At 68.6% G+C, this 14,107-nt stretch carries 11 protein-coding genes; 4 read left to right on the top strand and 7 right to left on the bottom strand.

Annotation, left to right across the window (positions count from 1 at the left end; translation table 11 throughout):
* Positions 1-195 precede the first annotated feature (195 nt).
* The 5 genes from ACXU4B_RS15345 to ACXU4B_RS15325 all read right to left on the bottom strand — a co-directional run bounded on the left by ACXU4B_RS15345 (position 196) and on the right by ACXU4B_RS15325 (position 7,319).
* Complete coding sequence (locus tag ACXU4B_RS15345) at positions 196-1,572, bottom strand: AMP-binding protein (protein ID WP_131410932.1); 1,377 nt, start codon at positions 1,570-1,572, stop codon at positions 196-198.
* A gap of 190 nt (positions 1,573-1,762) precedes the next feature.
* Positions 1,763-2,335, bottom strand: a complete 573-nt coding sequence (locus ACXU4B_RS15340) for an L-threonylcarbamoyladenylate synthase (RefSeq protein ID WP_131410934.1) — start codon at positions 2,333-2,335, stop codon at positions 1,763-1,765.
* Positions 2,336-4,858, bottom strand: coding sequence for a DNA topoisomerase I (locus ACXU4B_RS15335; RefSeq protein WP_131410936.1), 2,523 nt, complete (start codon positions 4,856-4,858; stop codon positions 2,336-2,338). It lies immediately after the preceding gene.
* A 125-nt stretch (positions 4,859-4,983) separates the two neighbouring features.
* Positions 4,984-6,099, bottom strand: coding sequence for a DNA-processing protein DprA (gene dprA, locus ACXU4B_RS15330; RefSeq protein ID WP_131410938.1), 1,116 nt, complete (start codon positions 6,097-6,099; stop codon positions 4,984-4,986).
* 92 nt (positions 6,100-6,191) lie between these two features.
* Complete coding sequence (locus ACXU4B_RS15325; protein WP_131410940.1) at positions 6,192-7,319, bottom strand: LysM peptidoglycan-binding domain-containing protein; 1,128 nt, start codon at positions 7,317-7,319, stop codon at positions 6,192-6,194.
* A gap of 190 nt (positions 7,320-7,509) precedes the next feature.
* On the opposite strand from ACXU4B_RS15325, the gene def reads away from it, so the two are divergent.
* From def to ACXU4B_RS15305, 4 genes are all read left to right on the top strand, one after another.
* Positions 7,510-8,019: a peptide deformylase gene (gene def / locus ACXU4B_RS15320; protein ID WP_131410942.1), complete on the top strand. Its 510-nt coding sequence runs from the start codon at positions 7,510-7,512 to the stop codon at positions 8,017-8,019.
* On the top strand, positions 8,016-8,951 hold the full coding sequence (gene fmt, locus ACXU4B_RS15315; protein WP_131410944.1) for a methionyl-tRNA formyltransferase: 936 nt from the start codon (positions 8,016-8,018) through the stop codon (positions 8,949-8,951). The genes def and fmt overlap by 4 nt, the downstream gene beginning before the upstream one ends.
* A complete protein-coding gene (rsmB, locus tag ACXU4B_RS15310) occupies positions 8,948-10,246 on the top strand; it encodes a 16S rRNA (cytosine(967)-C(5))-methyltransferase RsmB (protein WP_131410946.1) in 1,299 nt (432 codons plus the stop codon). Before fmt ends, rsmB begins: the two co-directional genes overlap by 4 nt.
* 131 nt (positions 10,247-10,377) lie before the next feature.
* Positions 10,378-12,108: an ArnT family glycosyltransferase gene (locus ACXU4B_RS15305; RefSeq protein WP_131410948.1), complete on the top strand. Its 1,731-nt coding sequence runs from the start codon at positions 10,378-10,380 to the stop codon at positions 12,106-12,108.
* 8 nt (positions 12,109-12,116) lie between these two features.
* Here ACXU4B_RS15305 and ACXU4B_RS15300 read toward each other — a convergent pair whose 3' ends face one another.
* Complete coding sequence (locus ACXU4B_RS15300; RefSeq protein WP_131410950.1) at positions 12,117-13,238, bottom strand: glycosyltransferase family 4 protein; 1,122 nt, start codon at positions 13,236-13,238, stop codon at positions 12,117-12,119.
* The gene (locus ACXU4B_RS15295; RefSeq protein ID WP_131411357.1) at positions 13,235-14,077 is read right to left on the bottom strand and encodes a glycosyltransferase family 2 protein; all 843 of its coding nucleotides are present in this window, start codon (positions 14,075-14,077) and stop codon (positions 13,235-13,237) included. The genes ACXU4B_RS15300 and ACXU4B_RS15295 overlap by 4 nt, the downstream gene beginning before the upstream one ends.
* Positions 14,078-14,107: the final 30 nt, after the last annotated feature.

Here is a 14,107-nt window from a genome sequence, read left to right as displayed (position 1 = left end):
CGCGTAGGCGGCACGTTGGCGACACTGCTTGGAAACGAAGCGAAAAAAAGACCACACGATCACGCTCGATCCACGCTACCGCGAGCACCCGCCCTTTACCTCCTTTTTGGGGGCTCACCCTGACCTTCTCCCCTTCGGGGCACGCGGAGAGAGGCCATGGCTGCCCTCGGCTCTGAGGAGCGAGGAGAAGGCGTGCTAGATCCGGCCTTCCAGCAGCGCCAGCAGCTGCGAGCGCGGCAGCTTGCCGGTTTCGTTGCGGGGCAGGCCATCCACCAGTTTCAGCGGACGCGGCAGGAATACAGGGTCGACCGCAAGGCGCAGGGCGTCGAGGATGGCGTGCTCGTCCAGGCCGGGCGCTACGGCCAGTGCGGCCACGCGCTGCACGCCCAGCGCATCGCTGCTGTCGAGCTGGAAGACGACACCATCCCTCACGCCGGGGACGGCCAGCAGCCGGCGCGTGAGGTCGCCCAGCGAGGCGCGCTTGCCGGCAATCTCCAGCAGATCGGCATGGCGGCCGCACAGGCGGAAGCGGCGGCCGCCATCGTGCAGGGTGACCAGGTCAGCCAGGGTGACCGGCTCGGCCAGCTGCGGCGCGCGCACCTGGGTGCCGTCCGGCTGCGGGTGCAGCTGGACGTCATCAAACAGGGTCCATGGTTCATCGGCGGCGGATCGCCGGCTGGCGAACACGCAGGTCTCGGTGGAGCCGAACACTTCCAGCAGCGGCGCGCCGTAGCTGGCTTCCGCCGCGCGCGCCAGCTCCACCGGCAGCGGCGCCGTGGCGGACACCATCGCGGCGATCGGCGGCAGGGCCACGCCCGATTCGATCAGCGCACGCAGGTGCACCGGCGTGGTCACCAGCACGCGCGGGGCAGGCACCTCGGCCAGGGCCGTGGCCACGTCGGCAGGAAAGAACGGCCGCCCCGTGTGCACGCCCACCTCGTCGAGCAAGGGCAGCAGCACCGACATCTCCATGCCGTACATGTGCTGCGGCGGCACCGTGGCGACCACATGGAGCCCGCGGCCGACCGCGCCATGCAGCATGCGCAGGTTGCCGGCGTTGCTGGCGTGGAAGCTTGCCCAGGTCTTGGCATTGGCCTTCGGCGCCCCGGTGGAACCCGAGGTGTAGCCGATCGCCACGACCTGGTCGGCCGGGATCAGCAGTTCGGCGAAGTCGCCGGCGCGTTCCGGCGTCACGGACAGGGCGGGCAGGTGGCGGTAATGCGCCGGCGGGGCATCCAGCTCGAGTTCTCCCACCGCATAGCAGCCCGGGTGGGCGGCCATGACTTCGGCCACCGCCTGGGGTGCACGCGAGGAGGGCAGCAGGTTGGCCTGCCCACGCAGCGCAATGGCGCAGAAGGCGACCAGGAAGGCGTAACGGTCTTCGCACAGGTTGACGGCCGAGCTCGCGGGCGGCAGCAGCGCGGCGACCGCCTGCACGTGCGCGACGAAGCGCGCGGCACTGACCGGCTGGCCGTCGCGCCAGGCCACCGTGCGCTGCGCGTGACCGGCCACCAGCAACGGCAGGCCCTGGGCCGCCTGGTCCTGCCGGTAGTTTTCGAAAACAATGGCCAAGCTGTTCTCCGGCAACTGCAATCCGCTCGACGAGGGCCGCCTCGTGCTGTTTCGGCGTGCGGACGATGGAAACGAGAGCCCGTAAGGATCCCCATCCTCAGGGCAGCCACTGAATCTGCCCCTACCGGCGACTCCGGGCTGGTGGAGCCCGTTCATCAAACGCAATAACTTGCGCTTCGAACGAACTCGGTCAGGCGCGGATGATAGCGCCTGAGATGGCGTCCCGGATCACCGTGGGTCGCTGCTGGTCGCCAAGAGGGGCATCGAGCAGGCCGTCCAGCGCCTCGCCGAAGTAGGTTTCCACCGTGGCCGGCGTGCGGGCCGGCGGCTCGCCGTGCGGATTGGCGCTGGTGGATACCAGGGCGCCGCCGAACGCGTTGCATAGCGCGGCGGCGGGAGCATGGGCGGTGACGCGCAAGGCGATGCCGGCGTGCGCGCCGGCGACCCAGTCGGGCACCGCCGCCGAGCGCGGGAAGATCCATGTGAACGGTCCGGGCCAGCTGGCCTTGACCTGGGCCAGCACGGTCGCCGGCACGGACGAGACATCGATGTAGCGTTCGACCTGGGCAAAGTCCGCCGCAATCAGCAGCACGCCCTGCGTGGGTGGCCGCTGCTTGAGCGCGAAAATGCGCTCGAACGCCTGGCGATCATGCGGATCGCAGCCGAGGCCATAGACCGCCTCGGTCGGATACGCCAGCACGCCGCCGCGGCGCAACAGCGCGGCGGCGGCATCGAGCTCGCCCAGGCTGAAACGCGACGCCATTCAGCTGTCGGCCCTGGCCGCCGTCTTCTTGCTGGCGGCCTTTTTTGCCGCGGTCTTGGCCGTAGCCTTCTTGGCGGTTGTCTTCTTGGCCGCCGCTTTCTTGCTAGCGGTCTTCTTGGTGGCGGCCTTGGCCGGGGCCTTCTTGGCGGCCGGCTTCTTCTCGGCGGGCGCCTTCTTCGCGGCAGCCTTCTTGGCCGCGGACTTCTTGAACGCGCCACGGCCCTTCTTCACCGGCGCGGCAGCCAGCAGTTCCATGCACTGCGCCTCGGTCAGGTCCTTGGGTTCCTGGTCCTTGGGGATCCGCGCGTTCTTCTCGCCGTCGGTGATGTACGGGCCGTAGCGGCCGTTGAGCACCTGCACGCCGTTGCCGAAGTCCTTGATGGTGCGGTTGGCGATCATCTCCAGCTTTTCCTGCACGATCTGCAGGGCGCGGGGCAGCTCGATGGTGTACGGGTCGTCCTCGACCTTGAGCGAGGCATAGGTGCTGCCCTGCTTCACGAACGGACCGAAACGGCCCACGCCCACGCTCACCTCGTCGCCGTTGTCGGCATTGCCGAGCGTGCGTGGCAGCTTGAACAGCTCCAGCGCCTCGGGAAGCGTGATGGTGTGCATGCTCTGGCCCGGACGCAGGCTGGCGAACTGCAGTTTCTCGTCGATGTCCTTGTCGCCGATCTGCGCATACGGCCCGTAGCGGCCCAGGCGGACCGAGACCGGCTTGTCGGTCTTGGGATCGCGGCCCAGCTCGCGCGCACCGGTGGCTTCGCTGCGGTCGACCGATTCGGTCTTCTCGTCCACCTGTTGCTTGAACGGCAGCCAGAAGCGCTCCATCAGCGGCACCCAGGCCTCTTCGCCGCGGCTCACCGCGTCGAGCTCGTCCTCGAGCTTGGCGGTGAAGTCATAGTCGACGTAACGGGTGAAGTGCGAGGTGAGGAACTTGCTGACCGCGCGGCCCACGTCGGTCGGCTTGAAGCGACGGCTGTCGAGCAGCACGTACTCGCGGTTGAGCAGCACCTGGATGATGCTGGCGTAGGTCGACGGGCGGCCGATACCGTATTCCTCCAGCGTCTTGACAAGGCTCGCTTCGGAATAGCGCGGCGGCGGCTCGGTGAAGTGCTGGTCGGCCACGATGTCGTGCAGGGCGATCTGCTCGCCCACCTCGAGCCTGGGCAGGCGACGGCCTTCGTCCTCGTCCTCGGCACTCTTCTGGTCGCGGCCTTCCTCGTACACGGCGAGGAAGCCCGGATCGACCACGGTGGTGCCGGTGGAGCGGAATGAGGCGTCGCCACCCTTGACGTGCGACAGCGCGAATTCGACCGACACCGTGTTGAGCGTGGCGTGGACCATCTGGCAGGCGACGGTGCGCTTCCAGATCAGCTCGTACAGCTTGCGCTGTTCTTCGTTGAGGTACGAGGACACCTCGCGCGGCGTGCGCAGCGCGGAGGTCGGGCGCACGGCTTCATGCGCTTCCTGCGCATTCTTGGATTTGGACTTGTAAACCTGCGCGTGATCCGGCAACGCCTTGGCGCCGAAATCGCGCTTGATCAGCTCGCGCAGCTCGCCCAGCGCATCCTCGGACAGCGCCACGGAGTCGGTACGCATGTAGGTGATCAGGCCGACGTTGCCCTCACTACCCAGCGAGACGCCTTCGTACAGGCCCTGGGCGATCTTCATGGTGCGGCTGGTGGAGAAACCGAGCTTGCGCGCCGCTTCCTGCTGCAGGGTGGAGGTGGTGAACGGCGGCGCCGGTCGACGCTTGCGCTCCTTGCTGCCGACCTCACTGACGGTCAGGCGACCGTGGGCGGCCTCCTTCAGCGCCGCGCGCGCGGCCATCGCATCGTGTTCGTTGGTAAGGTCGAACTGCTCGAACTTCTTGCCGTGCAGCTTGGTGAGGCGGGCGGTGAAGTCGCCTTCGGCGTGGCGCAGCGCCGCCTCGACCGTCCAGTACTCGCGCGCCTTGAACGCCTCGATCTCTTCCTCGCGCTCCACGATCATGCGCAGCGCGGGCGACTGCACGCGGCCGGCGGACAGGCCGCGCTGCACCTTGCGCCACAGCACCGGGGACAGGTTGAAGCCCACCAGGTAGTCCAGCGCGCGTCGCGCCTGCTGGGCGTCGACCATGTCCAGCGACAGCTGGCGCGGGCTGGCCACGGCGGCCTTGATCGCCTTGGGCGTGATCTCGGAGAACACCACGCGATGCAGCTGCTTGCCCTTGGTCAGGCCGCGCTCCTTGAGGATCTCGCTGATGTGCCAGGAGATCGCCTCGCCTTCGCGATCCAAGTCGGTCGCCAGATAGATGTCGTCGGCCAGCTTGGCCGCCTTGGCGATGGCGTCGACGTGCTTCTCGTTGCGGTCGATCACCTCGTAGGCCATGGCAAACCCATTGTCGGGATCGACGGCGCCCTCCTTCGGCTTGAGGTCACGCACGTGACCGTAGGAGGCCAGGACCTGGAAGTCCTTGCCAAGGTATTTGTTGATCGTCTTGGCCTTGGCCGGCGACTCGACGATAAGCAGGTTTTTTGCCATGTAACTCGGTATCCGCCATCAATGGCCAGGCCCATCCGGGGCCGACCTCTTATTTAGTTAAAGGCATGGCCGCGCGACTGCGTCAAGCTCGACCATGTGAAAACGCGCTGCAGGTCGGCTTCGCCTCAGCCCGGCAATCGCTGGTAACGGTTGCCGGGCAAGGCTTCGACCCTGCCGTCCAGTTCGAGCATCAGCAAGGCCGACGACAGCGTGGCGACAGCCTGGCCCGTGCTCGACGCCAGTTCGTCCAGCGCCACGGGGCCATCACCGAGCGCGTCCAGCAAGGCCTGGCCGGCAGGATCGAGCGGAGCGACCACGCCGCGGGGCGTCGCCGGCAGGGCATCGAGCCGGCTGGCCAGTTCGTGTCCCATCGCGACCGCGGCCGGTGCAAGCACCTCCACGATCTCATGGGCCGTTTCCACCAGCCGCGCGCCGTCGCGGATGAGCTGGTGGCACCCTCGAGCCAGCGGATTATGAATGGAACCGGGCAAGGCGAATACCTCGCGCCCCTGTTCGGCGGCGAGCCGGGCGGAAATCAGTGAGCCCGACCTCACTCCGGCCTCGACCACCAGGAGGCCGAGCGAGAGCCCGGCGAGCAGCCGGTTGCGCCGCGGGAAGTGGTCGCTGCGTGCCGGCGTCCCGGGCGGGAACTCACTGACCAGGGCGCCCTGGGCCGCGATGCGCCGGGTCAGCGCATGATGCTTGCGCGGGTACACCCGGTCCGGCCCGGTACCGATCACGGCCAGCGTGGGCAGGCCGGCCTCCAGCGCCGCCACGTGGGCAGCACCGTCGATGCCGTCGGCCATGCCGCTGGTGATGGTGAACCCCGCCAGGCCCAGTTCCCGGGCAAAGGCGCGGGCATGGGCGCGACCGCCCAGGCTGGCCGCACGGGCGCCCACGATGGCCACCTGCGGATGCAGCAACAGGCTGGCGTCACCCACCACGAACAGGGCCGCCGGCGGCTGCGGAATGGATGCCAGCAAGGGCGGGAAGTCTTCGTCGGTGCAGCACAGCAACCGATGGCCGGGCTCGGCCAGCCAGGCGGCATCGGCGGCCAGCCGCCCGCGGTCCGGCTGCTGCAGCCAGCGGCGCGTTTCGTCTGGCATCGTCGTCGAACACCGAAGCAACGTCGCCAATACGTCTTCAATCGCGCCGCCGTGGCGGGTCAGTTGGTCGCGCAGGCCAGCGGGCCCAAGTCCCGGTGCGCGCAGGAGCATCAGCCAGGCATCCAGAGCATTCATGCCAGCAAGCCTAGGGGCGGCTCCAAAAGGAAACGGCGCGGGGTTAGCCGCGCCGTCCTGTGGTCCTGCGCCGTTGCCGGCTGGCGACCTGTTTACTCGGGCAGTTCGAGCTTGTCGTGGCGATGGACCGGACGCAGGCCGTCCATGATCAGGCCATAGCTGACGCGGTCGAAGGTGCGGAACACCATCACGTGGCCCACGAACTCCTGCGGCAAGGTCACATCCTTGCCGGTGCCACGGTTCCAGCTGTTGCTGGCGACGTCGTCGGGAATGGTCTCGCCCGGCTGGTAGACCGAGTAGGTCTGGCCGTTCTCGACGCCATCGGCCGAGCCGATGTTCAGCGCGACGACCTGGTGCGGACCCACGGCATCGTAGGCATCGGCGAAGGCGACGACGCGTGCATTGCCCGGCAGCGACTTGGGCGCATGCGGGTAGTAGTACGGGTCGTACGGCTTTTCGTCGATCGGCAGGATGCGGTCGCCCTTGCGGATCTCCATCTTGGAGTCCAGCAGCAGCAGGGTGGTCGGATCGCCGGTGCGCAGCACCTCGGCGGTGCCGATCACGCTGACTTCGGTACCGATGTCGTCGCCCTTGCCGTAGTGGCCGTCGGCGCGGAAGTCTTCCTTCCACGGCGTCTGCACCATGGAGACGTCGCTGTCGAGCGGATGGGCCACCAGATCCGAGCCGTTGTCGCGCGAATCGTTGCCGTTGAAGTTACGGAAGGTCTGGGTCGGACGCACGATGGCAAACCGCTGGCCGGGCTCGGCCTGCAGGTTGCGCACGTAGACGTTGCGGCCCACGGTGCCGCGCAGGTCGGCCTCTTCGAAACCGACGACGTACGGCAGCCCCTTCACTTCCTCCGAGTTGAGCACGCGCATTTCCTTGAGGAAGGTGCGCAGCCCGGACAGCGGAATGGCGGGAATGGCCTCACCCTCGGTGTGCACGCGCGGCTGCAGGCCGACGCGGGGACCGTTGATGAAGGACAGGTTGAGCACATCACCCGGGTAGATCAGGTGCGGATTCTGCACCTGCGGGTTGGCCTGCCAGATCTCCGGCCATAGCCAGGGCTTGGACAGGAACCGCGCCGATATGGCCCAGAGCGTGTCGCCCCTGTGCACCGTATAGGTATCGGGATGATCGGTGCGCAGTTGCGCGCCCGCAGCATAGACAGCCACTGTGACCAGCATGCCGGCCAGCAGCCCAATGGACTTTCTGATCATAAACGGGAATCCCCCATCCCCCGACGCTCGGGCGAGTGTAACCGAACAGTTCAAGCGTGCAACTGGAGCCAGTTGGCAAAATGGCATGCCAGACACGAGCTTGGCGACGTACAATAAGGCCCATTCTAGATCGCGGCCGGGCTTGGTTTTTACCGATTTGCCCGCAGTTTGCGCGCAGAGGTGAAACCCCATGTCCGTGTTGTCCATTCTCGAATTTCCCGATCCCCGCCTGCGCACCAGGGCCGAACCCGTGCGCGAGTTCGACGCCGGGCTCAGGCAACTGGTGGCTGACATGTTCGAGACCATGTATGACGCCAACGGCGTCGGGCTGGCTGCCACGCAGGTCAACGTGCACCGGCAGGTGCTGGTCGCCGACATGAGTGATGAACGCAACCAGCCGCTGGCGCTGATCAATGCGCAGATCATCGAGAAGGACGGCGCCCAGGTGTACCAGGAAGGCTGCCTGTCGTTTCCCGGCATCTATGCCGACGTGACGCGCGCGCTGAAGGTGAAAGTGAAGGCGCAGGACGTGGACGGCAACGAGATCGTGGTCGATGCCGATGGCCCGCTCGCGGTGTGCATCCAGCATGAGATGGACCACCTCGCCGGCAAGGTGTTCGTCGATTACCTCTCGCCACTGAAGCGCACCATGCTGCTCAAGCGCATGGAAAAGCAGCGCAAGCAGGCGGCCAGCGCTTGAGCGGCAAGCCGCTTCGCGTCGTCTTTGCGGGCACCCCCGACTTCTCCGTTCCCTGCCTCGCGGCCTGCCGCGCCAGCGGTGCCGAGGTCGTGGCCGTCTATACGCAACCCGATCGCCCGGCCGGCCGCGGCCGCCAGTTGACGCCCAGCCCGGTCAAGCAGGCCGCCCTGGCGGCCGGCATCGCGGTGGAACAGCCCGAGTCGCTGAAGCCTGCCGAGATCCAGGCCAGGCTCGCCGCCTACCAGCCGGACCTGATGGTGGTGGTGGCCTATGGCCTGATCCTGCCACGCAAGGTGCTGGCGGTGGCGCGCCTGGGCTGCTGGAACGTGCATGCCAGCCTGCTGCCGCGCTGGCGCGGCGCGGCGCCGATCCAGCGCGCCATCCTGGCCGGCGACAGCGAGAGCGGCGTCGACCTGATGCAGATGGAAGCCGGCCTCGATACCGGCCCGGTGCTGCTCGGGCGCCGCACGCCGATCGTGCGCGAGGACACCGGCGGCTCCTTGCATGACCGTCTTTCGGCCCTTGGCGCCGACGTGCTGGCCGAAGGCCTGGCCCGCGTGATGGCGGGCGAGACACTGCAGCCGCAGGCGCAGCCGGACGAAGGCGTCACCTACGCCCACAAGCTGGACAAGGCCGAAGCGCGACTGGATTTCAGCCGCCCCGCCATCGAACTGGAACGCCAGGTGCGCGCGTTCGATCCGTGGCCGGTGGCCGAAGGCGAGATCGCCGGCGAGTCGCTGCGCATCTGGGCCGCCCAGGCCGGCGAGCGTGCGCACGACGCGGCACCGGGCACGGTGCTGGCCGCTGGCCGCGACGGCATCGAGATCGCCTGTGGCGTCGGCACGCTGCGCGTCACCGCGCTGCAGCGCGCGGGCGGCCGGCGCATCGGCGCGGTCGACTACCTCAACGCGCGTCCCGACCTGCGGCGATGAGCCAGGATACCCGCGCCCTCGCCGCCCAGGCGCTCGCCGATATCGCCCTGCGCGGCGCCTCGCTGCGCGATGCAATGGAGCGCTACGCACCGAAGCTGGTCGATGCGCGCGACCGCGCCCTGCTGATGGCCCTGCTGAGCGACGGCGCGCGCTGGTGGATGCGCTTCGATCCTGCCCTCGACCGCCTGCTCGACAAGCCGTTGCGCCAGAAGGAGCCGGCCATCCACGCGCTGCTGGTGCTTGGGCTGGTGCAGCTGGAGGTCCTGCAGTTGCCCGATTACGCCGCCGTCGCCGCCACCGTGCAGGCCACGCGGACCCTGCAGCGCCCGCGCATGGCCGGCCTGGTCAACGCCGTGCTGCGGCGCTGGCAGCGCGAGCGCGTGGAACTGCTGGCCGCGCTCGATGCCGAGCCACGTACACGGCACGCCCACCCGGCGTGGCTGGCCGGGGCCATCGCCCGTGACTGGCCGGCCCAGGCCGATGCCGTGATGGCCGCCAATAATCTCGAGCCGCCGCTGATGCTGCGCGCCAATCGCCGGCGCAGCGGTCGCGACGCACTGATCGAGCGCCTGCGTGCGGACGGCTATACGGCCGAACCCCATGCCTGGCTGGCCGACGCCATCGTGTTGCCGCACAGCAGCGACGTCACTCGCATGCCCGGCTTTGCCGAGGGCGCCTTCGCCGTGCAGGACGGTGCCGCGCAGATCGCCGCGGATCTCGCCGACGTGCGCGACGGCATGCACGTGCTCGATGCCTGCGCCGCACCGGGTGGCAAGGCCTGTCACCTGCTGGAACGCGCCGGGCTGACGCTCACTGCGCTGGAGTTCGACGCAAAACGCACGCAGCGCATCAACGCGAACCTCGAACGCCTCGGCCTGAGCGCCAGCGTCGTGATCGGCGACGCCGGACAGCCGGCGGACTGGTGGGACGGCAAGCTGTTCGACCGCATCCTCATCGATGCACCCTGTTCGGCCACCGGTGTGCTGCGACGACGCCCCGATGTGCGGCTGCACCGTCGCGAGAGCGACATCGCCGCCATGGTGAAACAGCAACGACGCATCCTCGGCGCGCTGTGGCCTTTGCTCGCGCCGGGCGGACGCCTCGTCTACATCACCTGCTCGCTGCTGCGGGCGGAAAACGATGCCGTGGTCAACGCCTGCCTGCCCGCGCTGCCGGGCGCCAGCGCCGTCGCCTTTACCTTGCCGGTCGGGCAGGCCGCCGCCACGGGCTGGCAGGTACTGCCGGGCGATGGCGATCTGGACGGCATGTACTATGCGGTCCTCCAGAAGGCCTGAGCGCGGCGCGCTGGCGTTCCGCGACCGGCTGGGTCGGCGCAGAATGACCAGGTCCCCGCCGGGCCAGACGTACCGCCCCTCGAGGCATTGACTGTTTGCGACACGGCCTCCCGCCGCCCCGGAATCCACGCATGCTCGCTTCTTCCCAAGCCACCTCCCAGGAACGCCGCCTGTTCTGGCTGTTGCTGCTGTTCGCCGTGATCGTCGTCGGTGCCGGCATCGGCCTGCGCGACCCCTGGCCGTCGGACGAGCCGCGCTTTGCGCTGGCCGCCAAGCAGATGGTGGAGAGCGGCGACTGGCTGTTCCCGCATCGCGGCAGCGAGCTGTATGCGGACAAGCCGCCGATGCTGTTCTGGCTGGAGGCGGCCAGCTACACCGTGGTGCGCAACTGGCGCGTCGCCTTCCTGCTGCCGTCGTTGCTGGCCGCGCTGGGCAGCTTGCTGTTGGTCTACGACCTGGGCCGTCGCCTGTGGAACCGGCAGGTGGGGCTGTACGCCGCGTCGGCGCTGTTGATCACCTTCCAGTTCGTGTACCAGACCAAGCGCGCGCAGATCGACCCGCTGGTGATGTTCTACATCACCGCGGCAAACTGGGGCCTGCTCGTGCACATGCTCAAGGGACCGAACTGGCGCGCGTTCTGGTTCGGCTGTTTCTGCGCGGGCCTGGGCGTCATCACCAAGGGCGTGGGCGTGCTCGCGCTGCTGATGTTCCTGCCCTATCTCGTCGCCGTGGCCGGACAATGGCATGGCGTGGCGCGGATGGGCCAGGGCGCCTGGTGGCGCTGGGCACTGGGTCTCGTCGCCCTGCTGGCGGCCATGGCGCTGTGGCTGGTGCCGATGCTGCTGGGCGCCAAGGCGCATGCGGGCGATCCGGCCTATGCCGCCTACGTCAAGGACATCCTGTTCCACCAGACGGCGGGCCGCTACAGCAAGTCGTGGGATCACCACCACTCGCCGCTGTATTACGTGCCGATCGTGCTGTTCACCTGGCTGCCGCTGTCGCTGACCTACCCGGGCACGCTGCCGCGCTGGTGGCAGAGCCTCAAGGCGAAGGACGCGCGCATCCTGCTCCCGCTGGGCTGGATCGTGCTGTTGCTGGTGTTCTTCTCGATTCCCAAGGGCAAGCGCGACGTCTACATCATGCCGGCGCTGCCGATGCTGGCGCTGGTTAGCGCCCCCTACCTCGACGAACTGCTGCACAAGCGCTGGCTGCGCGTGGCGGGCTTGCTGTTCATCGGCGTGATGGGCGGCGCGATGCTGGCCGTGGGTGGCGTGGCGCTGGCGGCGCATCCGAAGTTCGCCAGCGAGTTCGCCACCGCGCGTGGCTTCAATGACGGCGGGCATGCGTTGTGGTGGATGTTCGTGGTGATCGGCGCCACCCAGCTGCTGCTGATCGCCACGCTGCGCGTGCGTCGCGCCGTGGCGGCGGTGGCCGGCGGCATGGCCGCGATGTGGCTGGTGTGGAGCCTGTGGGCCTATCCCATCCTCAATGATTCCAGCTCGGCCGCCAGCGTGATGCAGGACGTGCGCGAGCGGCTGCAGCCCGGCGACGAACTGGGCATGGTGGCGTGGAAGGAACAGAACCTGCTGATGCTCAACCACCCCGCCACCGACTTCGGCTTCACCCAGCCGTGGCATGACCAGTACGCCGCCGCGACGAAATGGCAGGCGCAGGATCCGGCGCACCGCTGGCTGTTCGCGCTCGACCCGGTGATGGGCAACTGCGTCGACCGCAGCAAGGCGGTCAGCCTGGGCCACGCGAACCGGCGCGAGTGGTGGATGTTCAAGGCCGACGCCGTGGTCGCGAACTGCCTGCCGGACGAGAGCGTCGACCGCGTGCCGGCGGCCTCGCTGGAAGAGTAGGTCGCGAATCAGCCCGCGCGCGAGGCGAGCAGGCGTTCGTAGACCATCTCGGTCCGCGCGACAAACAGGGGCAGGCCGAAGTCGCGCGACGCATGTTCGCGCGCGGCGGCACCCATCGCCGGCAAGCTGGCGCGCTGTTCCAGCAGGCGGGTGACGGCTTCGGCGATCGCCGCGCGGTCGCGCGGCGGCACCAGCCAGCCATCGACGCCGGCCTGGATGTTCTCCGGCAAGCCGGCGTAGCGACTGAGCAGTACCGGCTTGCCCATCGCCATCATCTCGCGGCAGGCAAACGAGATCGTTTCCACGTCGTACGAGAGCACGAAGCCGGCGTCGAGCGAGGCGATCATGGCGCGCGCATCGGTGAGCACGCCGGGGAACACCACCTGGCCGGACAGGCCCAGCGCGGCGACCTGCTCGCGCTCGGGCGCCGTCGGCGGCACGCCGGCAATGACCACGCGCACGCGCTCCCTGGTGGCGGGCGGCAGCGACGCGAGTGCTTCGAGCAGGTCCATCCAGCCCTTGTAGCTCGCGGTGCCGGCGTTGCTGCCGAGCAGCAGCACGCCCTCGTCGCCACCACTCCAGCGCCGGCGTTCGGCACGGGCATCCTCGGCCGGCCAGGGCGCCCAGTGCTCGACATCGACGCCGTTGTGGACGGTGTCCAGGCGACACCGGCGATAGGCGGTATGCGCCAACTCTTGCCGCGTGTACTCGCACACCGCGATTACCTGGTCGGTCCGTCGCGCGCGCAGCCAATGACCCAGGCCACGCACGGGCTTGGAATTGTGCTTGGTCCACACCAGCGCCGGGTGCTGCGGCGGCATCGCCGAAAGCACCAGCCGATGGTCGGCCGAGCCGTTGACGTGGACCAGGTCGAACGCATGCGCCCGCAGGTATTGGGCCAGTTGCGCCCTGGCCCGGCGACGCGCCTTCCATCGGTTCAGGCCGTTCGGAAACGGCTGGTCGAGTACGAACACGCCCGGCAGCATGCGCGCCTCGCGATTGAGGCGGCTGCCCGGCGGTGCCGCCACGTGGACTTCGTGATGCGCCGCCAGCGCCGACGCCAGCGCCCGGATGTAGGTGGTGTGGCCACCGCCATCGCCATCGTGGAAGTTGGTGTAGAGCAGCTTCATGGTGCGTGGTCGCCGTGGCCCAGCAGCTCGACGTGGCGGTCGATGCCCTGTTCGCATCGCACGATGCCCTGGGTCCGGGTGGCCAGGAACAGGCGGTTGTTGGGCAGGCTCATGTCGTCCACGTCTGGCGGCGAGCGCGAGTCGTGCCACAGATGCACGGCCAGCGCCGACCACTTCAGCGCGCGGCGGCGCAGGCCCGCGTTCTCCAGCCGCGCGGCCAGCTCGCGATCCTCGGCGCCATAGCCCTCCATGCGCTCGTCGAAGCCATTCACGCGCAGCAGGTCGTCGCGCCAGAAGCTCATGTTGCAACTCATCACGCGACCGCCACTGCGCGAGCGCGCCTTCCAGCGCGCAAGCAGTGGCTGGCGGAACGCGTACAGCCGGCGCGTGCCGTCGAACTCGTCGAAATCGGCCTGCACCCAGGGTGCGAAGACGGGACGTCCGCCAGCGAGCAAGCGCGCCGATTCGCCGGGCGTGGCCTTGAGGCGGCCGCCCTGCAGGAAATAGCCGCGTTCGGCCAGCATCAGGTGATCGGCGATGAATTGCGGGTGCACCAGCATGTCGCCGTCGAGCAGGATCACGTACTCGCCCCGGCTGGCGGCGATGCCGCGATTGCGCGCGCGGGCCGCGCGGAAGCCGAGGTCTTCCTGCCACAGGTGACGCAACGGCACGGGGAAGGTCGCTGCCGCCCGCTCGATCACCGCGGCCGTGTCCGGCCGCGAGCCGTCATCGGCGACAATCACCTCGAACGGAAGCAGGACCTGCTTCGCCAGCCCTTCGAGCACACGCTCCAACGCCGTCGGCCAGTTGTAGGTCAGCACGATGACGCTGGCCCGCAGGCCCGGGGCGATGCTCATGGGCGACCTGCG

This window comes from Dyella soli (assembly GCF_054482295.1).
The sequence above is the reverse complement of the archived record's forward strand: the minus strand, read 5'-3'. Positions and strand labels throughout refer to the sequence as shown.

Coding starts and splice junctions, on each gene's coding strand:
- ACXU4B_RS15340 (WP_131410934.1), bottom strand. CDS start 2,335: ATGGCGTCGCGTTTCAGCCTGGGCGAGCTCGATGCCGCCGCCGCGCTG.
- ACXU4B_RS15335 (WP_131410936.1), bottom strand. CDS start 4,858: ATGGCAAAAAACCTGCTTATCGTCGAGTCGCCGGCCAAGGCCAAGACG.
- dprA (WP_131410938.1), bottom strand. CDS start 6,099: ATGAATGCTCTGGATGCCTGGCTGATGCTCCTGCGCGCACCGGGACTT.
- ACXU4B_RS15325 (WP_131410940.1), bottom strand. CDS start 7,319: ATGATCAGAAAGTCCATTGGGCTGCTGGCCGGCATGCTGGTCACAGTG.
- def (WP_131410942.1), top strand. CDS start 7,510: ATGTCCGTGTTGTCCATTCTCGAATTTCCCGATCCCCGCCTGCGCACC.
- rsmB (WP_131410946.1), top strand. CDS start 8,948: ATGAGCCAGGATACCCGCGCCCTCGCCGCCCAGGCGCTCGCCGATATC.
- ACXU4B_RS15305 (WP_131410948.1), top strand. CDS start 10,378: ATGCTCGCTTCTTCCCAAGCCACCTCCCAGGAACGCCGCCTGTTCTGG.
- ACXU4B_RS15300 (WP_131410950.1), bottom strand. CDS start 13,238: ATGAAGCTGCTCTACACCAACTTCCACGATGGCGATGGCGGTGGCCAC.